Annotated in this window: 26 protein-coding genes; 11 read left to right on the top strand and 15 right to left on the bottom strand. The window is 68.5% G+C overall.

The genetic code is table 11. The features are described from left to right. The first annotated feature begins 320 nt into the window (after positions 1 to 320). On the top strand, positions 321 to 2,201 hold the full coding sequence (locus ACJQWL_RS01510; protein WP_330967883.1) for an ABC transporter ATP-binding protein: 1,881 nt from the start codon (positions 321 to 323) through the stop codon (positions 2,199 to 2,201). 43 nt (positions 2,202 to 2,244) lie between these two features. Here ACJQWL_RS01510 and ACJQWL_RS01505 read toward each other — a convergent pair whose 3' ends face one another. Further along, positions 2,245 to 2,790 (bottom strand): DUF488 domain-containing protein, encoded by a 546-nt coding sequence (locus ACJQWL_RS01505; RefSeq protein WP_330967884.1) that lies wholly within the window; start codon positions 2,788 to 2,790, stop codon positions 2,245 to 2,247. A gap of 104 nt (positions 2,791 to 2,894) precedes the next feature. On the opposite strand from ACJQWL_RS01505, the gene ACJQWL_RS01500 reads away from it, so the two are divergent. The 3 genes from ACJQWL_RS01500 (at position 2,895) to ACJQWL_RS01490 (ending at position 6,725) form a co-directional block, all read left to right on the top strand. After that, the gene (locus ACJQWL_RS01500) at positions 2,895 to 4,574 is read left to right on the top strand and encodes an ABC1 kinase family protein (protein ID WP_330967885.1); all 1,680 of its coding nucleotides are present in this window, start codon (positions 2,895 to 2,897) and stop codon (positions 4,572 to 4,574) included. Then, the gene (locus ACJQWL_RS01495; RefSeq protein ID WP_330967886.1) at positions 4,571 to 5,776 is read left to right on the top strand and encodes an App1 family protein phosphatidate phosphatase; all 1,206 of its coding nucleotides are present in this window, start codon (positions 4,571 to 4,573) and stop codon (positions 5,774 to 5,776) included. Before ACJQWL_RS01500 ends, ACJQWL_RS01495 begins: the two co-directional genes overlap by 4 nt. Positions 5,777 to 5,915: 139 nt before the next feature. After that, a complete protein-coding gene (locus ACJQWL_RS01490; protein WP_330967887.1) occupies positions 5,916 to 6,725 on the top strand; it encodes a ferredoxin--NADP reductase in 810 nt (269 codons plus the stop codon). 6 nt (positions 6,726 to 6,731) lie between these two features. On the opposite strand, the gene ACJQWL_RS01485 is transcribed toward ACJQWL_RS01490, so the two are convergent. Continuing rightward, positions 6,732 to 7,130, bottom strand: coding sequence for a hypothetical protein (locus ACJQWL_RS01485; RefSeq protein WP_330967888.1), 399 nt, complete (start codon positions 7,128 to 7,130; stop codon positions 6,732 to 6,734). Next, entirely contained in the window at positions 7,127 to 7,609 is a 483-nt protein-coding gene (locus ACJQWL_RS01480) for a glutathione peroxidase (RefSeq protein ID WP_330967889.1), read from the bottom strand. Before ACJQWL_RS01480 ends, ACJQWL_RS01485 begins: the two co-directional genes overlap by 4 nt. Positions 7,610 to 7,945: 336 nt before the next feature. On the opposite strand from ACJQWL_RS01480, the gene ACJQWL_RS01475 reads away from it, so the two are divergent. From ACJQWL_RS01475 to ACJQWL_RS01465, 3 genes are all read left to right on the top strand, one after another. After that, entirely contained in the window at positions 7,946 to 10,180 is a 2,235-nt protein-coding gene (locus ACJQWL_RS01475; RefSeq protein WP_330967890.1) for a M3 family metallopeptidase, read from the top strand. A 172-nt stretch (positions 10,181 to 10,352) separates the two neighbouring features. After that, positions 10,353 to 11,330, top strand: coding sequence for a restriction endonuclease (locus ACJQWL_RS01470; RefSeq protein ID WP_411300673.1), 978 nt, complete (start codon positions 10,353 to 10,355; stop codon positions 11,328 to 11,330). Between the two features lie 84 nt (positions 11,331 to 11,414). Further along, a complete protein-coding gene (locus tag ACJQWL_RS01465) occupies positions 11,415 to 11,672 on the top strand; it encodes an acyl-CoA-binding protein (RefSeq protein WP_330967892.1) in 258 nt (85 codons plus the stop codon). A 207-nt stretch (positions 11,673 to 11,879) separates the two neighbouring features. Here the strand turns inward: ACJQWL_RS01465 and ACJQWL_RS01460 are convergent, their stop codons facing one another. Further along, on the bottom strand, positions 11,880 to 12,722 hold the full coding sequence (locus tag ACJQWL_RS01460; protein ID WP_330967893.1) for a universal stress protein: 843 nt from the start codon (positions 12,720 to 12,722) through the stop codon (positions 11,880 to 11,882). Between the two features lie 223 nt (positions 12,723 to 12,945). On the opposite strand from ACJQWL_RS01460, the gene ACJQWL_RS01455 reads away from it, so the two are divergent. The 3 genes from ACJQWL_RS01455 to ACJQWL_RS01445 all read left to right on the top strand — a co-directional run bounded on the left by ACJQWL_RS01455 (position 12,946) and on the right by ACJQWL_RS01445 (position 16,045). After that, positions 12,946 to 13,368: a universal stress protein gene (locus ACJQWL_RS01455; RefSeq protein ID WP_330967894.1), complete on the top strand. Its 423-nt coding sequence runs from the start codon at positions 12,946 to 12,948 to the stop codon at positions 13,366 to 13,368. Positions 13,369 to 13,962: 594 nt separating this feature from the next. Next, positions 13,963 to 14,682 (top strand): murein L,D-transpeptidase catalytic domain family protein, encoded by a 720-nt coding sequence (locus ACJQWL_RS01450; protein WP_411300716.1) that lies wholly within the window; start codon positions 13,963 to 13,965, stop codon positions 14,680 to 14,682. 229 nt (positions 14,683 to 14,911) lie between these two features. Next, positions 14,912 to 16,045, top strand: a complete 1,134-nt coding sequence (locus tag ACJQWL_RS01445) for an extracellular catalytic domain type 1 short-chain-length polyhydroxyalkanoate depolymerase (protein WP_330967896.1) — start codon at positions 14,912 to 14,914, stop codon at positions 16,043 to 16,045. A gap of 31 nt (positions 16,046 to 16,076) precedes the next feature. Here the strand turns inward: ACJQWL_RS01445 and ACJQWL_RS01440 are convergent, their stop codons facing one another. Next, positions 16,077 to 16,766: a VIT1/CCC1 transporter family protein gene (locus ACJQWL_RS01440; RefSeq protein ID WP_330967897.1), complete on the bottom strand. Its 690-nt coding sequence runs from the start codon at positions 16,764 to 16,766 to the stop codon at positions 16,077 to 16,079. Positions 16,767 to 16,791: 25 nt separating this feature from the next. Then, positions 16,792 to 17,226, bottom strand: a complete 435-nt coding sequence (locus ACJQWL_RS01435; RefSeq protein ID WP_411300672.1) for an NADPH-dependent FMN reductase — start codon at positions 17,224 to 17,226, stop codon at positions 16,792 to 16,794. On the opposite strand from ACJQWL_RS01435, the gene ACJQWL_RS01430 reads away from it, so the two are divergent. Beyond that, positions 17,138 to 17,419, top strand: a complete 282-nt coding sequence (locus tag ACJQWL_RS01430) for a hypothetical protein (protein WP_330967899.1) — start codon at positions 17,138 to 17,140, stop codon at positions 17,417 to 17,419. The two genes, ACJQWL_RS01435 and ACJQWL_RS01430, sit on opposite strands and share 89 nt — an antisense overlap. 169 nt (positions 17,420 to 17,588) lie before the next feature. On the opposite strand, the gene ACJQWL_RS01425 is transcribed toward ACJQWL_RS01430, so the two are convergent. From ACJQWL_RS01425 to ACJQWL_RS01385, 9 genes are all read right to left on the bottom strand, one after another. Then, a complete protein-coding gene (locus ACJQWL_RS01425) occupies positions 17,589 to 18,773 on the bottom strand; it encodes a winged helix-turn-helix domain-containing protein (RefSeq protein ID WP_330967900.1) in 1,185 nt (394 codons plus the stop codon). A 66-nt stretch (positions 18,774 to 18,839) separates the two neighbouring features. Beyond that, on the bottom strand, positions 18,840 to 19,424 hold the full coding sequence (locus tag ACJQWL_RS01420) for a hypothetical protein (RefSeq protein WP_330967901.1): 585 nt from the start codon (positions 19,422 to 19,424) through the stop codon (positions 18,840 to 18,842). Positions 19,425 to 19,546: 122 nt separating this feature from the next. Beyond that, a complete protein-coding gene (locus ACJQWL_RS01415; RefSeq protein WP_330967902.1) occupies positions 19,547 to 20,206 on the bottom strand; it encodes a hypothetical protein in 660 nt (219 codons plus the stop codon). A 1-nt stretch (position 20,207) separates the two neighbouring features. Continuing rightward, a complete protein-coding gene (locus tag ACJQWL_RS01410; RefSeq protein ID WP_330967903.1) occupies positions 20,208 to 20,732 on the bottom strand; it encodes an RNA polymerase sigma factor in 525 nt (174 codons plus the stop codon). A 75-nt stretch (positions 20,733 to 20,807) separates the two neighbouring features. Next, positions 20,808 to 21,116: an SdpI family protein gene (locus ACJQWL_RS01405; protein ID WP_330967904.1), complete on the bottom strand. Its 309-nt coding sequence runs from the start codon at positions 21,114 to 21,116 to the stop codon at positions 20,808 to 20,810. Positions 21,117 to 21,162: 46 nt separating this feature from the next. Further along, on the bottom strand, positions 21,163 to 21,294 hold the full coding sequence (locus tag ACJQWL_RS01400; protein WP_330967905.1) for a hypothetical protein: 132 nt from the start codon (positions 21,292 to 21,294) through the stop codon (positions 21,163 to 21,165). A 141-nt stretch (positions 21,295 to 21,435) separates the two neighbouring features. Continuing rightward, positions 21,436 to 21,882, bottom strand: a complete 447-nt coding sequence (locus ACJQWL_RS01395; protein WP_330967906.1) for a hypothetical protein — start codon at positions 21,880 to 21,882, stop codon at positions 21,436 to 21,438. After that, on the bottom strand, positions 21,867 to 22,187 hold the full coding sequence (locus ACJQWL_RS01390) for a GFA family protein (protein WP_330967907.1): 321 nt from the start codon (positions 22,185 to 22,187) through the stop codon (positions 21,867 to 21,869). Before ACJQWL_RS01390 ends, ACJQWL_RS01395 begins: the two co-directional genes overlap by 16 nt. After that, a complete protein-coding gene (locus ACJQWL_RS01385; protein ID WP_330967908.1) occupies positions 22,129 to 23,070 on the bottom strand; it encodes a ubiquinone/menaquinone biosynthesis methyltransferase in 942 nt (313 codons plus the stop codon). Before ACJQWL_RS01385 ends, ACJQWL_RS01390 begins: the two co-directional genes overlap by 59 nt. Between the last annotated feature and the right edge of the window lie 179 nt (positions 23,071 to 23,249).

Below are 23,249 nucleotides of genomic sequence, written 5' to 3'. Positions count from 1 at the left end.
CCAGTTCGCGCTGGCGTGGGCGGGCCGGCTGCACCACCCGTTGCGGTGACTGCTGCAACAACCGCCACAGCGAGTCGGCGGGCAGCACCGCCCAAGGCTCGAAGGTGGGAGCGCCTGGCGCGGTCGGGCCGGGAAAATGCCCGTGCGAATCCGTGTGCACTTGATCGACGCGTCCCATAGCGGCTCTCCACCCCGTTCGGAATGCATTAGGTTCTACCGCAGCGTCTTGACCGGGCCATTGCCGAACCATGACAAGCGGCCGGGGTCTCGCCTCCGCCGATTCACCCGCCCTCCCCGGCCTGCGCAAAACAATCCAGCCGATGACGCCCTCCGACACGTCCCGACCCCGCGCCTCCGCCCCCGGCAACCGACCCAGCCTGCGCGAGAGGATGGACGCCCTGCACAACCTGCGGCCGTTCCTGAAGCAGATCTGGGCCACCAGTCCGGCCCTGACGGTCATGAGCCTGGGGTTGCGCATCATCCGCGCCCTGCTGCCGGTCGCCACGCTCTACGTCGGCAAGCTGATCATCGACGAGGCGGTGCGGCTGGTCGCGGCCGACATCGGTTTCGACACGCTGGGCGCGGCGTGGGACAGCGGCGTACTGGACCCGCTGCTGTGGCTGCTGGCCATCGAGTTCGGCCTGGCGATCGTCTCCGACCTGCTGGGCCGGCTGGTGAGTTACGGCGACGGCCTGCTGTCGGAGTTGTTCACCAACGCGACCAGCATCCGGCTGATGGAACACGCCGCCACGCTGGACCTGGAGGATTTCGAGGACCCGGACCTGCAGGACAAGCTGGACCGTGCGCGTCGCCAGACGATGGGCCGGATGAACCTGATGAGCCAGCTGTTCGGGCAGGTGCAGGACAGCATCACCGTGGTCAGTTTCGCCGTCGGCCTGCTGGTGTACGCGCCGTGGCTGATCGTGCTGCTGGCGGTCGCGCTGATCCCCGCCTTCGTCGGCGAGGCGCACTTCAGCGCGTTGGGGTACTCGCTCAACTTCGCCTGGACGCCCGAGCGCCGGCAGCTGGAGTACGTGCGGCAGATGGGTGCCAGCGTCGAGACCGCCAAGGAGGTGAAGATCTTCAACCTCCATACATTCCTGATCGCGCGCTACCGCGAGCTGGCCGACGGGTTCTTCCGCGCCAACCGCGACCTGGCGCGTCGCCGCGCTTTCTGGGGCACGCTGCTGGCCGCGCTGGGTACCGCCGGTTACTACATCGCGTATGGCTACATCGCCTGGCGAACGGTGCGCGGTGACTTCAGCATCGGAGACCTGACCTTCCTGGCCGGCAGCTTCCGTCGCCTGCGCCAGCTGCTGGAGGGGCTGCTGGTCGGCTTCTCGCAGGTGGCCAGCCAGGCGCTGTACCTGGAGGACCTGTTCTCGTTCTTCGATATCCAGCCCGGGATCGCCACCCCCGACAACGCCCTGCCCGTGCCCCGGCCCATCACCCGGGGGTTCGCATTCGAGAACGTGGGCTTCCGGTATCCGGACGCGGAGCACTGGGCGCTGCGCGGGCTGGAGTTCGAACTGCGCGCCGGGGAGGTCCTGGCGCTGGTGGGCGAGAACGGCGCCGGCAAGACCACCCTGGTCAAGCTGCTGGCCCGTCTGTACGACCCTGACGAAGGCCGCATCCTGCTCGACGGCCGCGACCTGCGCGAGTACGACCTGGATGACCTGCGCGCCAACATCGGGGTGATCTTCCAGGACTTCGTGCGCTACCACCTGACGGCGGGCGAGAACATCGGCGTCGGCCAGATCGACGCCATGGACGACACCGCCCGCATCCGCGAAGCCGCGCGCCGGGCGATGGCCGACGAGGTGGTCAGCGGCCTGCCCAAGGGCTACGACCAGCTGATCGGCCGCCGCTTCAAGACCGGCGTGGACCTGTCCGGCGGCCAGTGGCAGAAGATCGCGATCGCCCGCGCCTACATGCGCGATGCGCAGGTGATGATCCTGGACGAACCCACCGCGGCGCTGGACGCGCGCAGCGAGTTCGAAGTCTTCCAGCGCTTCAAGGAACTGTCCGACCAGCGCACCGCGGTGCTGATCTCGCACCGCTTCTCCAGCGTGCGCATGGCCGACCGTATCCTGGTGCTGGCCGAGGGCCGGCTGGAAGCCAGCGGCACCCACGAGGAGCTGATGGCCGCCGGAGGCCGCTATGCGGAGCTGTTCGAGTTGCAGGCGGCGGGATACCGATAGGCCCCACCGCTCCGGACGCGAGCGCCGGACTCCATGCACCGGCTCACCCGAACAGTGCACCTTGCGGCTCCGGTGGCCGCGAATACACCAGGCGCCCTTCCACCAGCCGCGCCGCGCCGGTGTACGGGTGCTCGTCGCTGCGGCCAGCCGCCAGCAGGTGCACCACCTCCCAGCCATCGGCCTTGAAGGCGTCGGCGATCAGCCCGCGATGGCACTGCCACCACAAGGCCTCGGCGCACATCACCGCGGTCCGCCGACCTTCCGCCACCTGCGCCAGCTGCGCTCGTGCCTGCATGAAGTCCGCCGTGGCCATGTAGTCCGCGTAGCCGCGGAAGCTGGCGTTGCGCCAGGCATCGTTGGGCGAGTCCGATGCGGGGGGGCGGCGGCCACCCAGCTCGGGCATCGGCAGGTAGTCGATCCCCGAACGCGGCAATTCAAGGGCCATCGTATCCCCGCTGAACTGCGGGTGGCGACGGGATCCGGCGAAGCGCCGCACATCGGCCACCGCGTCGATGCGGGCCGACGCGAGGATCGCCAGGAAAGCCTCCCAGTCCCGGTTGGAATGCCCCACGGTCCACAGCCTTCGCATTGCGTCCTCCTGTCCTTTGCTTGCCACGCCGGCCCGCTGCCGGGATGCATGAAGCGCCGTTGACGCGGGCACCCGTAGGCTGCGGCCAACCACGGAGCGCTCCCATGACCGACATGACCAGCGGGCTCGCCCGCAGCGCGCAGATCCTGCGCTTCCTGATCAAATATCGCAGCGCAGGCGTGTTCACCGGGTTGGACCTGGATGCGGCGACCCTGGTCGAAGCCGGAGAGGTCGGCACGGAAGGCCGGCCGGAGGCTTTCGTCGACGACCTTGAAGCGCTCGGCCCCACCTTCATCAAGATCGGGCAAGCGCTGTCGACCCGTCCGGACATGGTGCCGCCGCCCTACTTGCTGGCGCTGGAGCGGATGCAGGACGACTGCGAGCCGGTCCCCTTCGACCAGGTGCGCCAGGCGGTCGAGGACGCGCTGGAGACGCGGCTCAACAAGGTGTTCGAGACCTTCGACGAGGTGCCGCTGGGCAGCGCCTCGCTGGCCCAGGTCCACCGCGCGACCCTGCGCGACGGTCGCCTGGTGGCGGTCAAGGTGCAGCGTCCGGGCATCATCGACACGATCCGCGACGACCTGGAGACGCTGGCCGGACTGGCCGGGCGTGTCGACCGCATGACCGACATGGGGCGTCGGATGCACTTCGCCGACTGGGTGCACGAGTTCCGCAAGACGCTGCTCGCGGAGCTGGACTACCGGACCGAGGCCGAGAACCTGGACCGGTTCAACGCCCACTTCGCCCAGTATCCGGAGCTGTTCGTGCCCACCCCGGTGTGGGACCTCACCCGCCCGCGCGTGCTCACCATGGAACTGGTGACCGGCATCAAGGCCACCGATATCACCGGGCTGCAGCGCACCGAGCGCCAACTCGGCCCGCTGGCCACTGCCCTGATGCGGGGCTACCTGGACCAGGTGTTCGTGCATGGCGAGATCCATGCCGACCCGCACCCGGGCAACCTGCTGGTCACCGATGACGGACGGCTGGCGCTGCTGGACCTGGGCATGGTCGCGCACGTGCCGCCCAAGCAGCGCGAGCGCCTGCTCAAGCTGCTGTTCGCCGCGGTTGACGGCCGGGGCGAGGAAGTGGCCACCGAAGCCGTCGACATGGGCACGCGGCTGGAGGACTTCGACGTGGAGCGCTACTACCGCGACGTCGGCCAGATGGTGTCGCGCTACGCCGCCCGGTCGGGTGCGCGGGCGCAATCGGAAGGCCGGCTGATGCTCGAGCTGGTGCGCCTTGCTACTGCCTGCGGCTTGCGGACGCCGCCGGAGATGAGCCTGCTGGGCAAGACCCTGCTCAACCTGGAATCCGTGGCCCAGGCACTGGACCCGGACATGGACATGAAGCGCGTGGTCGAGGAGCACCTGGACCAGGTCATGCGCCAACGGCTGCGCAAGTTGCTTTCGCCGGCCAACCTGGCCAGCGAACTGATGGAGGTGCAGGAACTGGTGCGCGAGTCACCGCGCAAGATCTCCGACGTGCTCTCGCTGCTGGCCGACAACCGCATGCAGGTGCGCGTCACCGGGCTGGAGGAGTCGCACCTGCTGGAAAGCCTGCACAAGATCGCCAACCGCATCAGCGCCGGGGTGGTGACCGCCGCGCTGATCCTGGCCTCGGCGATGATGATGGACACCGAAGGCGGCCCGCGCATGGCCGGGTACCCGGCGATCGCACTGTTGCTGTTCCTGGTGGGCGCGGGCCTGGGTGTCGCGATCGTGGTAAGCGCGCTGGTCGGCGACCGCCCGGTCAAGCCGCGCGAGGAGCGCGGTCCGCGGTGAGCGCGGCCGGGATCCCCGCCGGCTACCGCGCCGCCGCCCGACTCCAGCTGCAGGAGGCGGCCATCGACCTGGACGAACAGCTCGACGCCGCCAAGCGCCGCTTCAACGGCCGGTTCGGCTTTGGACAGCCGCGGCATGTCGCCGCGTACCGCGGCTTCGCCGACACGCGCGGCGTCGAACTGATGGGGCGCGTGCTGGCCGACCCGCCCCACACCGGTCCGCAGGAGGGCGACGCATGGTGGGACAACCTGCTCGACACCTACCGCCGGTTCGCAAGCGACGAAGTACCCGACCAGGCCCTCAAGCTGCGCTTCCGTGACGTCGAAATGGAGGTCCGCACCGACCACGAGGGCTATTACCACGCTGCGTTCGACACCCATGCCACGCCCAGCGACACCCCATGGGACAACGCAATCGTGTCGCTTGCCGACGGGACCCTGGCCACGCCACAGCCGGTGCTGCAGGTTTCACCCACGGCCGCTTTCGGGATCATCTCCGACATCGACGACACCGTGCTGCAGAGCTCCATCGTGGACTGGAAGACCGCCGCGCAACTTGCGTTCCTGCACAACGCCCGCACCCGCAAGCCCCTCGACGGGGTCGCCGCGCTGTACCAGGCGCTGCAACGGGGCGCCGACGGCACCGGGCGCCATCCGCTGTTCTATGTATCCAGCTCTCCTTGGAACCTCTACGACCTGCTTGAGGACTTCATGGAGCTCAATGCCATCCCGTGCGGGCCCATCTTCCTGCGCGACCTTGGCCTGGAGCCGGGCAAGTTCATCAAGGGCCAGGGGCATGGCCACAAGCTGGAGAAGGCGATTGCTCTGATCGAACGCTTCCCGGCGTTGAAATGGGTGCTGCTGGGCGACTCCGGCCAGGCCGATGCGGAGCTCTATGCCGAGGCGGCCCACGCCTTCCCCGACCGCATCGCCGCGATCTACATCCGCGACGTGGACCCGGAGCTGGACAGTCCGCTGGACCGGGGCGTTGATGGCCATATCGAACGCGTATCGGGCACTTCGGTGCCGATGCTGCGGGCGCGCGACAGCCATGCCATTGCCGAGCACGCCGCGCAACTGGGCCTGGTGGGTGCCGGCGACCTGGCCGGCATCGACCGCGAGATTGGACGTGACCGGCAGCGCCCGAGCCTTGCCGAGGCCGCCACGGAAGGTGCGATCGAGGGCGATCCGGACGCGCCCTGACTGCACCGCCGCCGGTTGCAGGCAGCGACCGCGCCAAGCCTCGCCGTCGATGCGACGGCGCCGGCTGCACCGCCTCGCCGCTCGTCCCGCGGGGCAAGAAGCTAGAATGCACGGCCACACGCATCGCCCCATCCCCCGCATGTCCGCAGCCTTCGGCACCGAAACCGTGCTGGACGTCCGCCATTGGACGGACGACTACTTCAGCTTCACCACCACCCGGGACGACGGCTTCCGCTTCGACAACGGCCAGTTCGTGATGATCGGCCTACCGGTCGAACAGGCCGGTGGCAGCGCGCGCCCGCTGTTGCGCGCCTATTCCATCGCCAGCGCAAACTGGGAAGAGCAACTGGAGTTCTTCAGCATCAAGGTTCCCGACGGCCCGCTGACGTCGCGACTCAAGGACATCAAGCCCGGCGACAGCATCCTCATCGGCCGCAAGCCGACGGGCACCCTGCTGATCCACGACCTGCATCCCGGGCGCAACCTCTACCTGCTGGGTACCGGAACCGGCTTCGCGCCCTGGCTGTCGATCATCAAGGACCCGGAAACCTACGAGCGTTTCGAGCGCGTCATCCTGTGCCATGGCGTGCGCCATGCGCGGGACCTCGCATATCGGGACTACGTCGAAAAAGAATTGCCGCGGCACGAGTTCTTGGGCGACACGATCGCCTCCCGACTCCATTACTACCCGGCCGTGACCCGCGAGGCGTTCGAGTACCAGGGCGAAGACCATTGCGGCCGCATGACCGACCTGATGGCGACGGGCCGGATGATGGCCCAGCTTGGAATCCAGGCGCTGGACCCCGACCACGACCGCGCGATGATCTGCGGCAGCCCACAGATGCTGGCCGACTTCCGCGCACTGCTTGACGGCCGTGGCTTCACTGCCGCACCGCGCATCGGCAGCCCCGGGCAGTACGTTTTCGAACGCGCGTTCGTCGAGAAGTAGTCGCGCTCAGCGTTCACCGTGGCGCAGCCACATCTCGGCGTCCATGCGGCTGGCGAACACCCTTGCGACGAATCCCAGCTCGCGGGCGAGTATTTCCCCTACCTCAACCTGTCCGATGCGCTGGGCTATGGCTTCCACATAGGCGATGCGGACCTCGGCCAGGCCTTCCCCCTTCATCGCCTCCATGAACGCGGGCATGTCTTCCGGCGCCAGTGGCGGGCCCTGCAGGTCGTCTTCCACCAACAGCGTCACCGCCCCGGTACGCCGAACCTCGGCGGCGAAGTCTCTCCAGCAGGCAACGGTGGTGGCCAAGTCGTCCTTGTGTCCGACCACGCGTACATGGAGGTGGCGTCTTTCCAGGGTGAAGCGCAGCCCGTAGGCATTGCGCGCCGCGTCTCCGCTCACGCCAACGCCGCCTCGATATCGGCTGCCAGGGACTCGGGCGCCTGGGTGGGCGCGTAGCGTTCAATAACCTGCCCGTCGCGACCCACCAGGAATTTGGTGAAGTTCCACTTGATGGAGTCGATCCCCAGCAGCCCGCCCTTCTCCTGCTTCAACCACGCCCACAGCGGGTGGGCGGCCGCGCCGTTGACCTGGACCTTGGAAAACATCGGGAAAGTGACGTTGTAGTGCGTCGAGCAGAACTCCCGGATCTCAGATTCGCTACCGGGTTCCTGATGGCCGAACTGGTCGCAGGGGAAACCCAGCACCACCAGTCCGCGGGGACCGTATTCCTGCGTCAGTTGCTCCAGGCCGGCGTACTGCGGGGTGAAACCGCATTTCGACGCCACGTTCACTATCAGCAGCACCTTGCCGCGAAACTCCTCCAGCGGGCGCGGCGACCCGTCGATGTCGGTGGCCTTGAAGTCGTATGCCGTCGTCATGGTCTGGAAACCTCGAAGTAAACCGTGTGTGGGGTTGGCGCGGAGGTCTGACCCGCAGCGTGCCGAATGCGCGGGGTCCTGCGCCAGCCAAGCCTACCCGGCTACGAGCGCAGTGAATGCATGCGTCGCGTGCCTTTGCCGGGTGTTCCTGCACACCGCGGCTGACGCGTCTGGTGCAGGTGGCGCGGTGGCAATCGGCCGCTCACCTCTCCCTCCGGCGAGCGTCAACAGCCCGCGAATCGTGTTGCAGCGCACCAGCGCCATGCCTTTCGTCACGCGAGGGTTCAAGGCCCATCGGTTAGCCTTGGTGGTTCCCTACGACGAGGTTCAAGTCCGATGAAGCATCCGCTTGCCCTGGCGCTGGCCGTGGCCATTGCCGCCACCGCCGCGCCCGCCTTCTCACAGACCGCCACCGCCGAGACGTCCGTGACCACTGAAGCCAGCAACCCGTTTTTCGCCGAAAGCACCCTTCCGCTCAAGTACCCGCACTTCGACAAGGTCAAGGACAGCCACTTCGCGCCCGCCTTCGATCGAGGCATGGCCGAGCACCTTGCCGAGGTCGAGGCAATCGCCAACAACCCCGAGCCGGCCACCTTCGACAACACCCTGTTGGCGCTGGAGCAGGCCGGTGACGTGCTGGGCCGCACTGCCACGGTGTTCTTCTCGCTGCTGGGCGCCGACACCAACGACGCCCGCCAGAAGCTGCAGGCCGAGTACGCACCCAAGCTGTCGGCCCACAGCGATGCCATCACCCTGAACCCAAAACTGTTCGCCCGCATCCAGTCGCTGTACGACCGGCGCGAGTCGCTGGGCCTTGACGCCCAGGGCGTCCGCCTGGTCGAGCGTTACCACACCGACTTCGTGCGCGCCGGCGCCAAGCTTGACGAGTCGCAGAAGGCCCGCCTTCGCGAGATCAATGGCGAGCTGGCCAAGCTGGGCACGCAGTTCAGCCAGAACGTGCTGAAGGAAGTGAATGCTTCGGCGATCACCGTGGACACGCTGGAAGAACTGGACGGCCTGTCCGACGGCGCGATCGCCGCTGCACTGGAAGCGGCCAAGTCGCGCGACCTGGACGGCAAGTACGTCATCACCCTGCAGAACACCACCGGCCAACCGCCCAACACCTACCTGACCAACCGTGCGTTGCGCCAGAAGATCCACGAAGCCTCGGTGAGCCGTGGCAGCCGTGGCAACGAGTTCGACAACACCGGCATCGTCTCGCAGGTGCTCAAGCTGCGCGCCGAGCGCGCGAAGATGCTGGGTTACGACACCCACGCCGAGTACGTGCTGGCGGACGAGACCGCAAAGAACCCGGAGGCCGTGAATGCGATGCTGCAGCGATTGGCCCCGGCCGCGGTCGCCAACGCCCGCCGCGAAGGTGCGCTGCTGCAGGCGATGATCGACAAGGAGCAGGCCGCCAAGGGTGAGCCGAGCTTCCAGCTGCAGCCATGGGACTGGGCGTACTACGCCGAGAAGGTCCGCCAGGACCAGTACGCGTTCGACGAGTCCGAGCTCAAGCCCTACTTCGAGATGATGAACGTGCTGGAGAACGGCGTGTTCCATGCCGCCACCGAGCTCTATGGCATCACCTTCAAGCAGCGCACCGACCTGCCCAAGTACCACCCGGACACCTGGACCTACGACGTCTTCGACAAGGACGGCAGCCAGCTGGCGATCTTCATCTTCGACCCGTACGCACGTGACTCCAAGCGCGGCGGTGCGTGGATGAACTCCTACGTCTCGCAGTCCGAGCTGGAAGGCACCAAGCCGGTCGTGGCCAACCACCAGAACATCCCCAAGCCGTCGGAGGGTGAACCCACCCTGCTGACGTGGGACGAGGTGACCACGATGTTCCACGAGTTCGGCCATGGCCTGCACGGCATGTTCTCGGACGTGAAGTACCCGATGTTCTCGGGCACCAGCGTGCCGCGCGACTTCGTGGAGTTCCCCAGCCAGGTCAACGAGATGTGGGCCGACTGGCCGAGCGTCCTGGCCAACTACGCCAAGCACCACGAGACCGGCGAGCCGATGCCGCAGGAGTTGCTCGACAAGGTCGTGGCCGCCGCACAGTTCAACCAGGGCTTTGCCACCACCGAGTACCTGGGCGCGGCGATGATCGACCAGGAGTACCACCAGCTCACGGCCGACCAGCTGCCCGAGCCTGCCAAGGTCATGGACTTCGAGGCCGCCGCCCTTCGCAAGGTCGGCCTGGACTACGCACCGGTGCCGCCGCGCTACCGCACGCCGTACTTCAGCCACATCATGGGCGGCTACTCGGCCGGCTATTACGCCTACATCTGGTCCGAGGTTCTCGACGCCAACACGGTGAAGTGGATCAAGGAGAACGGCGGCCTTACCACCGCCAATGGCGATCGCTTCCGCAGCGCCCTGTTGTCGCAGGGCGGCAGCAAGGATGCACTGCAGTTGTTCAGCGACTTCACCGGTGGCGGGGAGCCGCGCATCGAGCCCCTGCTCGAGCGTCGGGGCCTGGCCACGCCGTCGGTCGATGACAGCGCCGTGCCGGATGCCGACAACGTGACGCCTGCAGTCCCGGGCGCGCCCGGCGGCTGATCCTTGCCGCAGGAACCCGCGTTACACGCGCCGCCCGGTCCAGACCGGGCGGCGTTTTTATTGAAGCCATGCGCCGCGGGTGCGGCCTTCGCGGGGAACGGCGTGCGCCGATCACTTCCCAATCAGCGCCAGAGCCTTATAGTCGCCCCCTCCCAAGAAGCGCGAGGACGCGATGCAGGCAGCGTTTCCTTTACTGACAGGCCTCCTGACCACGGCAATCGTGGGCATCGGCCTGACCTACTACCTGCAGCGCGTGCGTCGCCCACGGCTGGAAATGCACGGTGGTATCGCCGCGCTGGCCGCCATGCGCTGGCGCGAGTTCTCCCATTTCGTCATCGAGGCACTGCAGGCGCAGGGCTTCGAGGTCAGCCGCACCACCCCGATGGCCGAGCGCGGCAAACAGGCCGACCTGCTGCTGCACCGTGAGGGCCGCGATTGGCTGCTCAGTTGCAAGCAGGGCGCCAACTACCGCATCGGCCGCAAGCAGGTCGACGAGCTGGCCGATGCGGTGCGCTTCGACAACGCCGCCGGCGGTGTCCTGGCCACGCTGGGGCGAATCGATCCGGAAGCACGTCGGAATCCGCGCGGCATCGAGCTCATCGACGGTGCCACGCTGTGGAGCCTGATCGACCCCCTGATCCCGCCGAGCCTGCACCAGGACCTGTCGCGCAAGGCGCAGTTGCAGGCACGGCGCGAGCAACGGTTGGGCTGGGCGCTGGCGGTCGCGATGGGCCTCGCCGTCGGCGTCCTGGTGGCGATGCTGCAACCCTCTCCAACGGCCGCAGTCGACCCAACGACGGATCCTCGACCGGCTGCCGCTCCCGCTCCCTCCCGTGCCCCCGTAGCGGAGGAGGCGCCGGCTCAATCGCAAGCCGCTCCCGCGGCGGCCGCGGGGCCGGCGCTGGACGAAGAAGCACAGCGCCGAGCGGTGGCCGAAGGCGTGTCGACGGTACCCGGCGTGGATCGAGCGGTGTGGACGACGCCGTCGACGCTGCTCATCTACCAGTCCGGCCTCGACATCGACTCGCACGTGTCGGCGATCTGCGCGGTGGTCGAACGCTACCCCGACCTGCGTGCATCACGGCTGCAGCTGCAGCCGCCGCCGGGCAGCGGGGGTTCCGTCCGGTTCCGGCAGTGCCGCGCGTTCTAGCCCGCCTCCGGCCTGGTGGCGGCCTTGAATCACCGGCGCGCGCATGCTGTCATGCCGCCTCGCCGGGGGGCGCAGGAGGCCGCCGTGACCGATCTCGATGACCGCTTCGACCAGGCGCTGCAGGACGTCCAGTCGCTGGGCGAGCGCCCGGACAACGAAGTCCTGCTCAAGCTCTACGCGCTGTACAAGCAGGCCACCGAGGGCGATGTCCAGGGCGAGAAGCCGGGCTTCTTCGATTTCGTCGGCTCCGCGAAATACGAAGCCTGGCTGCAGGTGAAAGGCGTGGACGCCAACGAGGCCAAGCAGCGCTATATCGACCTGGTGGCGCAGCTTCACGGCTGATCTGAGGGGTCGCCAGACCCCGGCGGCACCCCTGGTCCCACTGCCGAGCTTCGGCAGGCGCCTGTGGGCCGCGCCGGTCCATCTATCCATTCCGGTGGAGCCGGGGCGCGCCGGCTCACCGCCAGCGCCTTCGGACATCCGACATGGACGCGCGCAACACTCCACCGTTGCATGCTCGGCCCACACGCTGTGCAGGTCGCCGCTACCTCAGTGGCTGAAGAACACCGGCATCGGGTTGCTGAACAACAGCTCGCGGGTTACCCCGCCCATCGCCCATTCGCGCAGGCGTGAGCGGCCGTAGCCGCCGGCGACGATCAAGTGTGCCGGCATGGCGCCGGCATGCTCGAGCAGCAGCGCACTGACGTCGCGCCCCTTCGACTCGCGCACCACGACGTTGGCCTTTACGCCGTGGCGGGCCAGGTGGGTGGCGATGTCGCCACCCGCCTGCGGCCCGTCGCCCTGCTCGCCAGGCGGGGGGTCGACGATCACCACGTCGACGCGCTCGGCTTGCACCAGCAGCGGCAGCGCGTCGTGCAGGGCTCGGGTGGTGCCACTGGACGGCCGCCAGGCAATCAGGATGTTGCGCGGCGGGCGCGGCGAGCGGTTCCGCGGCGGCACCACCAGCACCGGGCGCCCGGAATGCGCCAGCAGCTCCGCGATGAGGTCATGCAGGCGCGCGCCGTCGGCGGTCGAATCCACCGCGCCGGCCACCACGGACAGGTCGGCGTATTGCGCGCAATGCGCGGCCATGTGCGCCGAATCGGTGAACAGCGACTCCACGAGGCGAACCTCCACGGGCACGCCCGCATCGGCCATGTCCCGCCGCCGCTGCTCCGCATTGGCCTCACCCTGGTCACGCAGGCGCCTGTAGAGCCCTTCCATCGCCACGTCCGGGATCATCCCCCAGGGGCTGGCTGCCGGGAGCGGCAGCGCAACGATCTCGAGCAGGGAAAGGTGCGCGTCGAAAGTCTTTGCAATGTCGATACCCACGCGGATCGCATCGGCATCGGCGGGCGTGCCCGAAAGTGGGACGAGCAGGTCCTTGAACATGGCGGGGCACCGCTGCGGGGGACGGCTCCATTGGAGCGCATCGCCGGTCCCGGCGGTTTGACCTGCATCAAAACCGCACTCGCGTCGTGCCCATGGCGCACTTTGATCGGGATCAAGCGCCGGCTCCGACGTTGGCAGCAGAATGGCCACGTACCCCGCCGCTGGCCCGGTTGGCCAGGCGCCATTTGCCAGACCCGTCCAACCCCACACTGGAGCCCACTCGATGAAGATCCTTCTCGCCGTCGACGGCAGCGACATGGCGCTGCGCGCAACCCGGCACGTCGTCGCCCTGGCCAAGGCCATGGCCAAACCACCCTCCATCCACCTGTTGCACGCCGACCCGCCGCTGTTGCCCGACGCCTCCCGCCAGCTGGGCCCGGACGCCACCGCCCGCTACCACCGCGAGAACAGCGAGTACGCGACCCGTCGCGCCCGTACGGCGCTCAGGCGCGCAGGCCTGGCCTTCAACGAGGTCCACGCGATCGCCGAGCCCGCCGAGGCGGTGATCAAACAGGTACGTGCAGGCAAGTGCGACCTGATCGTCATGGGCTCGCATGGCCGTAGCGCGCTCAAGAGCGCCCTGCTGGGCTCGGTGACGGCCAAGGTCCTCGCGCACTGCCAGACACCGGTCACGGTGGTGCGTTGATCCGGTTCGGGCAGATGCGCCCGACGCCGGCACTGCGGGGCCGAATGGTCGGCTTCGCGCTGGCCCTGGTCCTGGCCGCCGCGCCCGCCTTCGCGGCGCCTCCCGCCGCGGATCCGGCCTTCACCTGGACCCCGGAGGTCCCCCCGCGGGTCCCCTGCTGATCGTCATCGGCCTGGACGAGCAACGCGCGGTGGTAGGTCCGAGGGAGGCGGTGGCGGACGGACGTGTTCACATCGATCCCGCGTTTGCCGTTCACGTGCATGCCGCATTGACGCCGGGTAGCACCCTTCTGGTAACCCCCGAACCCATCGCGTCGGTCAGCACCGAGGGCTTCACCATCCTCGAAGCGGCCGGCGCCGCTACGGCTCCACCAACCAGTCAGGAAAGTGAAGAAAAACAAAGGTGAACGACACATTCTTCACGGGTCGACCCGCGAGTTTTTATCACGTAGCCTTCACCCCCATGAGCCGAATCCGCCTGCCGTTGCTTGTACTCGCCGCGACCGTGTCGCTTTCCCTCACCGCATCCCCCGCCGCAGGCGGCCGTGACGCCCCCGTCGGCGCCGTACCCGCAGCTTCGGCCGCGCCGGCATCGCTGGCGCTCGCGCAACCGGTGGTCGCAACCGCCAGCGCCACGCCGACCACGTCGACGACGACCGCCTCCACCGGCAGCGCGGCCATCGCCGCGCCGCTCATGGCGGCGCTGATCGCCCAGGCCCCCACGGTCGATCCGCAGGCGCTCGGCCTGGCGCTGCAAGCCCGCAACTGCGCCGTCGCCAGCGGCCAGGCGCGCGCCGAGGCCAACCTCACCCTGATCGACTACTCGCGTCCGTCCACCGAGCCGCGCCTGTGGGTATTCGACCTGACCGGCCAGCGCGTGCTCTATACCGAGCACGTGGCCCATGGCCGCAATACCGGCCACAACATGGCCACCAGCTTTTCCAACGTGGAAGGCAGCTACCAGTCCAGCCTCGGCCTGTTCGCCACCGCCGAGTCCTATGTCGGCAGCAACGGCTACTCGATGCGGATGGACGGCCTGGAGGCAGGCGTCAACGACGCCGCCCGTGCCCGCGCCATCGTCATCCACGGCGCACCTTACGTGAATCCCGAGCAGGCCAAGCGCCAGGGCCGCCTTGGCCGCAGCCTGGGGTGCCCTGCCCTGCGCCAGCAGGTGGCGCGCGAGGTGATCGACACCATCAAGGACGGCCACCTGGTGTTCGCGTACTACCCGGACCAGGAGTGGCTGGCGTCCTCGCGTTTCCTGGCATGCCCCTCCAGCCAGATGGCCGCCGCCGGCACCACCACGCGGGGCTGATCCGCCCTACTGATTGGCGGTCGGGATCGCCTGGGCTTATCGCTGATGGTTGCATCGCACGCCGTGTCGGCCTGGTCGACACGGCGTTTTCGTTCCTAGGGCGCCCGATTGTTTTTCCCTAGGTCTACGTCGCCGTGCTGATGGGCGTTGGTGGCTCCCGTGCCGAGGTGAGGACCCGTTAACCTTCGCCGCGTATGCTGCATTGCAGCAAACTCAGCGGGGTTCGACCATGAAGTTCCTTTCCCGACTGCTCGGTGATACCCGGCAGTCCACGAGCCACACAACACCCACGCCTCGCGAGCATATCGAGCGCGCACTGGGCGCGGCAGGCCTGGACCCCGCCAACGATCCGGGCGGCATCCGCGCCACCATCGACCGCGCGTTCGCCAATGCGGGTCTGCAGCCACGCGCGGCGCCGGTGCCGCCCGTGGCGCCCGGCGCCGCCCGCGTGGCCGTTGCCAACGAGGCGAGCGCAGCGACATCCCCCGCCGCCGGAGGCCGCTTCCTGAGCGCCACGTATGCCAATGCCCACGGGCGCCGCGACTATCGGCTCTACATCCCCGCCGACTACGACACCGACCGGACGCCCCGCCCGCTGGTCCTGATGCTCCACGGCTGTACGCAGACAGCCGAGGATTTCGCCGCCGGCACGCGCATGAACCGGCTCGCCGACCGCCACGGGTTCCTCGTCGCCTACCCGCAGCAACTGGGCAAGGCCAACCACGCCAAGTGCTGGAACTGGTTTCGCCCCGAAGACCAGCGTGGCGACACGGGTGAGCCGTCGGTCCTTGCCGGGATCGCTGGGCAGGTCGCGCAGGACCATCGCGTGGATGCCGAGCGGATCTTCGTCGCCGGCCTGTCCGCCGGTGCCGCAATGGCGGTCATCCTGGGCCGCACCCACCCGGACCTGGTACGCGCCATCGGCGTGCACTCCGGCCTGCCCTACGCAAGCGCCAAGGACGTGCCGTCGGCGTTCGCGACCATGCAGAACGGCCAGAAGGGGGACGCCACCCCCATGCGTGGCGTGGCGCCGGGCGAAGCAGGCGTGCCCTTGATCCTTTTCCACGGAGACCAGGACCGGACCGTGGCGCTACCCAATGCGGAGGCGATTGCGGCCGATGCCTTGCATCCCCCGCTGTCGACGCGGGTCGAAACCGGCCGCGTACCCGGCGGACACGCCTACACGCGCCAGGTGTCCGTCGACGAAAGCGGCCTGCCGTGGCTGGAGCAGTGGACCGTGCACGGTGCCGGCCATGCCTGGAGTGGTGGCGACCCGGCAGGGTCCTACACCGATCCGGCCGGGCCGGACGCGTCCGCGGAGATGGTCGACTTCTTCCTGCGCCAAGGGCCCCGGCAGGGCTAGGCCTGCACACGCACCAGGGCCGGCGCCGCGGTCACGCGGCCACGCCGAACAGCGAGCCGACCGCTGCGGTCAACGCCATCGCAAGCGTGCCCCAGAACGCGACCCGCAATACCGAACGACCTACCGGGGCGCCCCCTGCCCGCGCCGCCAGCAGGCCCAGCAGCGCGAGGAACAGCAGCGAACTGCCCGCGACGCCCCACATCAGCCCGGTGTGCGGCAGTACCAGCACCATCAACAACGGCAGTGCCGCGCCCAGGGCGAACGTGGCCGCCGACGTGAGCGCGGCTTGCACGGGCCGCGCGGCCAGGGTGTCGGAAATGCCCAACTCATCCCGTGCATGGGCGCCCAATGCATCGTGCGCCGTCAGCCGGGTGGCGACCTGCACCGCCAGCGGCCGGTCAAGCCCGCGCTTCACGTAGATCGCAACCAGCTCGTCGTGCTCCTGCTCGGGCTGTTCGGCCAGCTCCCGGCGCTCCCTGTCCACGTCGGCGCGCTCGGTGTCGGACTGCGAACTGACCGAGACGTACTCGCCTGCAGCCATTGACATGGCCCCGGCGACGAGTCCGGCCACGCCGGCGACGAGCACGGACTGCGTCGCCACGCCCGCGGCCGCCACGCCCAGCACCAGGCTGGCAGTGGATACGATGCCATCGTTCGCCCCGAGTACGGCCGCACGCAGCCAGCCGGTGCGATGGGACCGATGCCGCTCGCGATGTCTCATGGATAACCCTCCGGGAACAACAACGTCAGTCGGCCGGTTGGCCGGTCATGCAGCGGGCGAATCCCGCTCGGCCTGCGTCCTCGTGAAAGCGGAAGACAGCTCGGTGGAATCCAGGAGCGCGCGCTGCCGGTCGGCCGCATCCGCCCACCAGTGCAACTGCCCGATTCCGCGGCCGACGTACCGGGTCCGTTCGTCCGGGTCCTGGTCGGCGCACAGCCGGCCATCTGCCTCGAACACCCGGTCGGCACTCGGGCAATGGAGCATCGCCGAAACCGGCAGGCATCCAAGTTGCGACAGGAAAGGTCCGCATGTTGACCGCCGCCCGGGTGCCGCCCCACTGGCCGCTCGAATAGGTCGCGATCAGGCTGGGCTTGAATGCGAACGCCGAGCCGGGGAAGTGGTTGAGCAGGTCCGACGACGCCGGGCTCATCGAATGGTTGTACTCGGGACTGACCATCACGTGCGCCCCCGCCTGCCTGATCAATGCCTCGAGTCCGGCAAGCGCTTCCGGCGGGGTCCGCGGTGCGTGCGCGAACGCCGGTTTGAATACGTCGGGACGGGTAGTCGAGCGGATCGACCACCGTCACATCGAACTGCTCGCCCAGCTGCGCCGCCAGGTGCAGGCGGACGCGCTCACCCAACCGCGCCGGTAGAGGCGGCGACGACTTCCGACGGGAACCGGGGAAATCCAGGACCTTCAAGGCGAGCTCCACATTGGATGTCGGTCCATCAATCTTCGCCGTGGGCCGGGTTGAAAAAGTACGCTCGACGACGGCGTCCAGCTTCCGTCCCGGGCACATTCAGGGCAATGGCCGGGCCCCGTTATCGCGGGTGCCTTCGAACCCCCTGCGGGTCCTGCATCCCGGACGCCCCTTGCCCGCGTGCCAGCAACATCGCTGCCGCAACGCAACCACCGAAGATCCCGCCTTCCAGCAGGCCCAACGCGGCCTGGGCGGCCATGCCGAGTTGCGGCTCGCCCAAAAGTGCGCCCAGCGGCGCCATGTCGAGCCGGGTTTCATCGAAGGTGGCGGCCACGCGCATCAGGCTGGTGGCCATCAGGCTGCCACCGGCGAGCGTGACCAGGGCACCGGCGATGCCGGTGGATAGCGCCGCAGACCATGCCGGTCGCCAGCCCCGGGGCTGCTCCAGCCCCCCTCCGAGAAATACACCGACCGCAAGCGCGAACCCGATCACCGCGCCTTCCAGCCCACCGGTGATGCCGGTGGGCGCGCGCCCCACCAGCAGGGTGAAGGTGTCCGACCCCAGCAGCCTCACCAGCCCACCTACCACCAGGCCACCCACGGCCCCGCCGGCCAGCATCCCGGCCGCCGAGCCCCGCAGCCGGCCGGCGGCCATGCCCACTCCCACCCCCATGGCGCCGGCCATCCCCACTGCCAGGCTGAGCGCCAGCAGCACCATCAGGATCGACAGCGTGCCGAGCCCCTGCGACTGCGGGGCTACCGCCAACGCCGAGCCGTACAGCAGCCCGCCCAGCAGTCCCGCTGCTGCTCCGCCGGCCGTGGCCGCGGCGCCGTCGCGCATCACGCGCGCCAGCGCCGGCTGCAGGGGTTCGTCGGAATCGGTCGGCGGCTTCCCGACGCTTGATCCGGCTTCCACCGGCGCCGGTGCGTCAGTTGGCACGCCCACCGATTCGGTGTCGTCATGCACCTGCGCGATGAACACGTACCCATGTCCGGCCACCGTCCGTACGAACCGCGGGCGTCCGGCGTCGTCGCCCAGCAGGCGCCGGATCTCCTTGATGCACTGGGTCAACGCGGCGTCGGTCACCACGCTGCCCGCCCAGACCTCGTCGAAGAAGCGCTGCTTGCCGACCAGCTGCCCGTGCTCGCGCACCAGCAACACCAATGCATCGAAATAGCGCGCGTTGAGCGCGACCGGCACGCCGTCGCGGCCCAGGCTGCGATTGGCGGTGTCCAGGACGAAGCCTTCGAAGCGCACGCGGGTGGGCGTGGCCAGTGGCGGGGGGATGTCGTCGCTGGCGCTCACGGAGGACGGGTCGTCACGTGGGAAGTGACCCGCATCCTACCGCGCGGCCCCTTCTGCCCTGCCCCATCACGCACGCTCGCGCGCGGCCACGTGGAACAGGAATGCGGACACCAGCCACAGCGTGGCGAAGAAGCCGTTGAGCGCCAGTTGCCGTAGCGCCTCGATCCAGCCATGCCCGCCCAGCAGGCCGGCCGTGATCGCCACCACCGCCACCAGCCCCTGTGCGGCCGCAGTGGCCAGCAGCGTGACCGCCATTCCCCGGGCGCGGTAGCGGGCCACCAGCGCACCGATGAAGCCGACCGCGTACACGCCCACGTACATCAGGTTGAGCGGATTGTCCTCGGACCCGATGATGCCCACCGCCAGGCTCACCCACGCCATCAGGAACGCCGCCACTACCGACACGCCCACCGCGGCGCGGTAGGCCCGGTTGCCGGACATCCGCGCCGCCAGCTCGTAGGTGCCGCAGGCCGCAGCCAGCATTGCACCCATGACGATGAAGTCCGCGGCGTCCCAGTCCACGCCGCTGCCATCGAACTGCATCGCCACCGCCGGCAACAGCAGCAGGCCGGCGGCCGTGCCCCAGATCGCCCCTCGCAGGCGGTTGCCGCGCCGCCCATTGCCCTTGCCACCCGTAGGATTCGTCGCCATGTGTGCCGCCCCGCCTGGAAGTGGCCTGCACGGTAGAGGCGCGGCGCGTGAGCGGCATGAGGGCCGCCTGAGGATCCGGTGAGCATGCGCAAGCGACTGAGGCACCGGGGGCCAAGCGGAGCCTACTCCGCCTCGAAGCGGCGGATATCGGCCAGCAAGGCCTGCGCACTGCGTACCCCGCAGCCGGCGTTGTCGGCGTCGATGGCATCGGCAAATCGGTGCCCGCGGCGGCGCAGGTGGCGCACGCCCCATAGCGTGCCGACCAATCCGACCACCCCGACGGCAATGTTCGCCCACAGGAACCACCCGGAAACGTCGGCCCCGGTGAAATGCTTCAGCAGTACCGCCACCAGCGGCAGCCACAGCACCCAGAACGCCAGCCCCAGCAGCGGTGCCATTCGCGTGCGCCAGTACTGCAGCACGCCCAGGTACTTCTGGATGGCCAGCACCGGCTGGGCGTAGTTGATGCGCATCACCAGCAGCAGTTCTGTGGCCGCCGACACCACCAGCGCCACGCTCCAGGCGTGCATCAGCACGCCCGACAGCAGCGCCGCGGGCGCGTCCAGGTGTGCCAACCAGAATCGGGCGAAGAACACCGTGCAGGCGATGCCGACGGCGGCCTGTATCACCTGGCCCACCAGCAGCGGGCGCAGCCGGGCCTTGGCCTTGTCGACGCGTGTCTGTGTCGCCAGTTCGGTGTTCAAGGCCTGCTGCGCCTCCAGCCTGCGTTCCAGTGCCTGCCAGCTGCGGCGCAGTTCGATCAGTTCGATATCGGCGTTCATGTCAGCCCTCCTTCGGGCACAGGCGCTCGCGCAGCCGCTGCTTCAGGCGGCCGATGCGGGTGGCGACGTTGGTTTCTGTCAGGCCGAGGATCTCGGCGATCTCGCGGTGGCTGCGTTCGTCCAGGTACAGCAGGAGCAGGGCGCGGTTGAGCGGATCGAATCCGGCGATCAGCCGTTGCAGGGCCTGCAGTTGCAGGCCCTCTTCCGCGCCCTGCCCGCCCGCGATGCCATGGTGGTCTTCATCCAGCGGCACGTGGTGGGCGTCGTGGCGGCTGCGTCCACGCAGGTGGGAAATGCCCACGTTCAACGCAATGCGATACATCCAGGTCGCCAGCGGCCGCCGCGGATCGTACGACGGCCAGGCGCGCCACAGCTGGGCGGCGATCTCCTGCGCCAGGTCGGCGCGGTCCTCTGCGTCACGGCTGTAGCTGTGGGCGACCTTGAACACCAGGCCGCGGTGACGCCCAAGCAGCGCCTCGAACTGCCCGCGCGCGGTGGCATCCTTCATGTGGGCGGCAATCTCCATGTCTCGTCCGGTGGTGGCGCAACGGCGCCCTCTAGCCGCATGATTCGGACGGAGGCGCCGGATATCACAACGGCGTCAGTACCGACGCAGGTGCCACAGGCTGGCGACCAGCGCGGCCAGCACCGCCGCCACCACCGGCAAGGCCGGTACCCACTCCGGCGCGCCCGGCGGCACCAGCCAGACCAGGCCCGCAGCCGCCACCGAGGCCAACGCCAGCGCCTGCCCGGCAAAAACATTGGCCGGGTACCAGATGGCGTCGCTCGACAGCGTCTTGCGCGTGCGCAACCCGTAGAACACGTTGCGCGGCACCCGCCGCAGGATCAGCGGCACGCTGAGCAGGGCCACCAGCGCGCATGCCAGCGAGATCACCACTCGAACGTCCATGCCACCCCTCCCTTGGATTGCAGATGCGTAAGCCCGAACGGCGTCCTCAGTCGTAGCGCTCCAGAGCACCCGACACGCGCACCCACGGGTGCTGAGGGGATTCGTACACCACCACCCGCGTCGGCGGGAACGTGGGGTCGGCAAGGTTCCCGACCGGGATCGCCACCGCGTCGGGCACCGCGTCCTTCGCCTGAGTTAAGCCGATCCGCAACCTGCGAATCGGTGTGTTGTGGCAATGGAGCAACAACACCTTTGAGCCAAGTAACGAAGCGGGTGCGGCTTGAACGAATTGTTAGGCCACAGTCCGGGTGCCCGCCCTCTACGACTTGCTTGCGGAGGAGTTGCCGGGAAGTTTCATTTGAAGCTCGCGGGAAAGGTCGTTGCCACTGGGTGAGACTGGGACTGCCCGGGCGCACATGTCGGTGGCCGAGCCGCCGACCCACTGCTCGTAGGGGTCTGTCTTGATGGTGGCGAAGTCAGCCCAATCCGCCTTGGCACCAGCACCCATACGCACCTGTCCGCAGAGCATGTAACTGCGAGCGCCATGGTCATTTTCACGGTAGCGGAGGTCGACGTTTCGAAAGCTGTCCGGACGCGGGCCGTGGGCTTCGAAGTCCGATGCGGAGAACGCGACGAGTGAGTCCTGCAAGTCCTGGACGTACGCGCTACTTTCGTGCGCGCCCGTTCCTGCGGCGGTGCTGAGTAGCAGAGCGAGTGCAAGAGCGCGGAGAGTGAGAGAAGAGAGCATTTTCAAGCCCTTGAACATGGATCCGGAAGAATAGATGGGGGCAGGTCGGAAGTTTCAATGCTGCCTGACAGGTAGTAGACCGTGTCGCCGCAGTCCGGGCAGAAGTGCAACCGCGCCGTGGTGCCTTCGTCACCGGTCTGCGCGAACTCGCGGCTGGTCCCGTCGAGTGTCACAGCCACCCGAGGGAACCGTCCCTGGGCCGCGAACACGCTACGCGTCAGCTCCCGGCAGGCCAGGCAATGGCAGACCGAAACCCGGAGCGGCTCACCCCGCGTGCGGGCGGTGAGCTTTCCACAGGTGCGGGAGGCGCGGCGGTCGGTCAAGGCAGGGCTCCGGTTCGCACTGATCGTGAGGGTCGATTCTGACGCTTCGCCCTGGCCCGAGGCCGGACGGCACGTCCAACGGGCGCCCGCGCGGGGCCACTGCCATTTCCCCTGGTTCGCCGGCACGGCCAACTCCATCGGCACGTTCCGCGGGCTTGCGCGCGGTGTGGATCGCCACGATGCCGAGCGAGAGGCGTTCGAAAGACACGTCCACGTACCCGTGTCCGGCGAGTTCGCGGGCAAGCGCTTCGGCGCCCGGAAAGTCACGCACCCCTTGCAGCAGGTAGCGGTAGGCCGATGCGTCTCCGCCCGTGGCGAGCCAGCCGAGAAGGGGCATGCACACGCCCATGTAGGCCAGGTACGCGCGGTGCAGCCAGCGCCACCGGATGTTGGAGGCCTCCAGCACGATCAGCCGCCCCCCGGGCCTGAGGACGCGGAACGCCTCCTGCATCGCCAGCTGACGGTCGCAGATCTTCAGGCCAAGGGAGATCGAGTAGGCATCGACGCTGCCGTTGGCAATGGAGGGCATGCGCTCCATATCGAGCTGGCGGAGACTCACGGCGGTCGAGGGGCGCAACCGTTGTGCCGCGATGGCCAGCATCCGGGGACTGATATCCGACGCGATGATCGTGCGCCCCTGGGCCGAGGTGGCGGGCAACAACCGGAGAATGATGTCGCCGGTTCCGGTTGCCCCATCAAGCAGGGTGTTCCAGTCCTCGCGGGCGATGCACCGGGCCACCCGCCGCTTCCACAGCCTGTGGAGACCAAGGCTGAAAACGTCGCACAAGGTGTCGTATCGGGACGCGATCCGGCCGAACACATCGTCGTCCTGCCACGCGAATTCGGCCGCGTTCTGGTGCGTGGACGTTTCCCTGTCGGTCATCTGGATCCTTCGCAGCCGGCTAGGTGGCCCCCCGGGCAGGGGTCGGTTGGATGGCCTCGATGTGCAGACCGCCCACTTCGCACCGCGTAACGCAACGCACCCGGGCGCCCCGTCCCACGTGTCCGTTCCACCTCCCCGAACCCTTACGCTGCGAGAAGCCGGGCTACGCGGGCCGCGGG

The organism is Novilysobacter viscosus (assembly GCF_046600715.1).
In the GTDB taxonomy this organism is placed as follows: Bacteria; Pseudomonadota; Gammaproteobacteria; order Xanthomonadales; family Xanthomonadaceae; genus Lysobacter_C; species Lysobacter_C viscosus.
Note: the sequence above shows the minus strand (reverse complement) of the source record. Positions and strands in the feature narration are given on the sequence as shown.